The 2,867-nt window shown below is 69.0% G+C and carries 1 protein-coding gene; it reads right to left on the reverse strand.

Annotated features, from left to right (window positions below):
- A partial coding sequence (locus DXXMK7_RS11085; RefSeq protein ID WP_238555966.1) for a hemagglutinin repeat-containing protein occupies nucleotides 1–2,867 on the reverse strand: 2,867 nt, incomplete at both ends.

Here is a 2,867-nt window from a genome sequence, read left to right on the forward strand (position 1 = left end):
AGCAGATCACGTCCCACCCGCGCGGTTATCGCCCCGGCATCGACCTGCGCCCCCTGCAGGGTGGTGTCTCGTCCGCTGCTCAATATCGCAGTCCGGCCCGCTTCCAGCAGCGATTCCGTGTGTGTCAGCCCATCGCCGCGCAGGTTGCCCTTCGCCGCGTTGACGCTGGCGCTCACGCTCAGCCCGAAACTCCCCGAGGCGCTGACGCCGATACTGACCCCGATACTGCCGCCCTTGCTCTGGTTGCTGCCTTCGGTGTGTTGCGTATTCGCGCCTGACAACAGCAGGATATCCCGCGTGGCGGCCAGCGTCAGATCCTGACCCGCTTTTAACTGGCTGCCCACCACCGTGATATCGCCATCGGTCGCATGAACTCGCAGGTTGCCGCCGGCGGTCACGCTGCTGCCGGATACCGTGTCCTGCGTCCGGGTCTGCTGCGAGGAGGAGGACTGGCTGCCGTACGAAATGCTCACCCCGACCGCCTGCGGCTGGGCGCTGTCCTCACCACCACCCGCCGCCGCCTTCGCGCTGGCTCCTTCCCGTTGCGCCAGCGCTAACCTTGTGGCCTGCGCGCCCTGTCCGGCACTCAACGCCGCTTTCACCCCGGCCAGCGTTTTCAGCCGACTGTCGCTCTCCCGGCTCACCGCCTGCACGGTTTCCACCATACTGTTCAGCGCGCCGCCCACGCTACCGCTCAGCGCAATCGTCAGACCGCTCTGTTTCTGCTCCATCGTCTGTGTGGTGCGGCGGATATCATGCCCCGGCGTCACGGACACATTACGCCCGCTCAAATCAATGTCCCGCGCCGCAATGACATCCGTCCCCGTCAGCGCCACATCCTGCCCGGCATTCAGCCGCACCGACCCGCCGGTGCTGCCCAGCGTGCTGACGCTCTGGCTCTGCGTCGTCCCGGCGGTATCCAGCGTCTGGCGCAGCGAGGTGCTGCCTATAGTAAACCCGATGCCGCCCCCGCTGAACACCCCGCTCTTCTTGCGACTGACGTCCTCATACTGCCGGTAGCGCTCCACACTGGCCGCGGTCGTGATGTCATGCCCCGCCGTCAGCGTCACGTCACCGTCCGCCGCCACCGCCGAGCCCTGCACCCCGATGTCATGCCCCGCCGTCAGCGCCACGCTGCCCCCCGACAGCAGCGTCCCCTTCTCCGTCGTCTGCGCCGTCTCGCGCTGCGTGTGCGTGGTGGTCTTCGACAGGAACCCCTTCTTCACCGTCGTCTCTTCAAAAAAATCATGCCGGCTTTCCGTCGCCGACAGCAGGCTCAGGTCCCGTCCCGCCTGCGCCGTCAGCGCGCCACGCGTTTCCGCCTGCGCCCCCTCGAGCGTCAGGTCCTGACCCGCCCGCAGGCTCAGCCCCCCGCCCGCGTTCAGCACCGTGCCCTGCTGCGTCACCGTCTGCTGCCAGTCCAGATGCCGCGTCCACGCGTTCGAACTGAACTGCTCCTCGCTGGCCGACAGCAGGCTCAGATCCCGTCCCGCCGACAGCGCCAGCGTCCCCGCCGCGCTCAGCTGCGCCGCCGTGCTGCTCAGGTCACGCCCCGCGCTCAGGCTCAGCTCGCCCCCGCTGGCCAGCGTACTTTGCACCCGTCCCTGACTGCGTCGCTCGGTGCTGGCCCCGCCCGTCTGATTCACCGTGTCCGTCACCGTGGTCAGCGCCGTCAGCCGGATGTCGTTGCCCGCCGCCAGTTGCAGCGGCCCGCCCGCGCTCAGCTGCGCCCCGTTCAGCGCGATATCGTGCCCCGCCTGCAGCGTCAGCCCGTTTTGCGCCGTTATCAGCCCGGCCTGGCCGATATCGGTGCGCGTCAGCGACCCGCTTCCCCGGCCGTCCTTCGCCGCCGTCTGCCACTGATTGCTGGTGGTGGTGTTGGTGATGTCGCCGTTGACGCTCGCCAGCGTCACCCGGTTGCCCTGTATCGTCGCGCTGCTGTTGGTCAGGTTCCCCAGCGCCACCAGGTTCAGCGCGCCGCCGGCGCTCAGCAGCCCGCCTTCACGGTTGCTCAGGGTGCCGCCGCCGGCGATGTTGAGCGCCTCCACCGCCGTCACCGTGCTGCCCCGGTTATCGATATCCCCGCCCGCATTCAGGCTGACGCTGTTGGCCACGATGCGACTGCCCTGCAGGTTGGTTTTATCCGCCTGCGCCAGATACAGCTTCGGCGCCAGCACCGTCTGTCCGCCCACCGTGATGTTCTCCCACCACACCAGGCTGTGGCTCAGCCCCGCCACCTGCTCCGGCGTCAGGCTCACCCCCAGCTGCAGGTTCAGCCGGCTTTTCTCCGCCGCCGCGTTGTCCATCAGCTGCTGCATCTGCGCCAGCTCCGAGCCCACCCCGTTCAGGTAGCGCTGCCCGGTCTGGCTCAGCACCGCGTTGCTGATATAGCGGGTGTCGAACGCCGCGTCGCCCAGAAAACGGTAGTCGTGCTCCGCGTCCAGATTCAGTTTGCCCAGCAGGTAGGACGACCCCAGCACCTGCGTCGGGTCGGTCAGCGTCGGGCTGCGCTCCACCGGCACCGTGGTGCCCGGCGTCTGGCCCAGCAGGCCGCGCAGGTCGCCGAACAGGCCGTTGTCCACCTGGCCGAGCCGGCTCAGGGTCGGGTTGGTGCGTATCAGGTAGCGGCTGTCGCTGGCGGTATCCGCCACGAACAGCCCGTTCTGGCTGGTGGGCAGCGGGTAGTCGGTCAGCGACGGGCTGCCCAGCTGCTGCAGCCCCTGAGCCAGCGCCGCCTGCAGGTCGCCCGGCGACAGCGGGCTTAATGGGGACGGCGCCAGCGGCGTCAGGCTGGCCCCGGCCACCGGCACGCCGGCGGCGGCGCTCAGCCCGGAGCCGATACCCACCGGGGTCAGCGGACTGCCGGC

Origin of the sequence: Dickeya sp. MK7 (genome assembly GCF_000406305.1) — a bacterium.
Classification (GTDB): Bacteria; Pseudomonadota; Gammaproteobacteria; order Enterobacterales; family Enterobacteriaceae; genus Dickeya; species Dickeya fangzhongdai.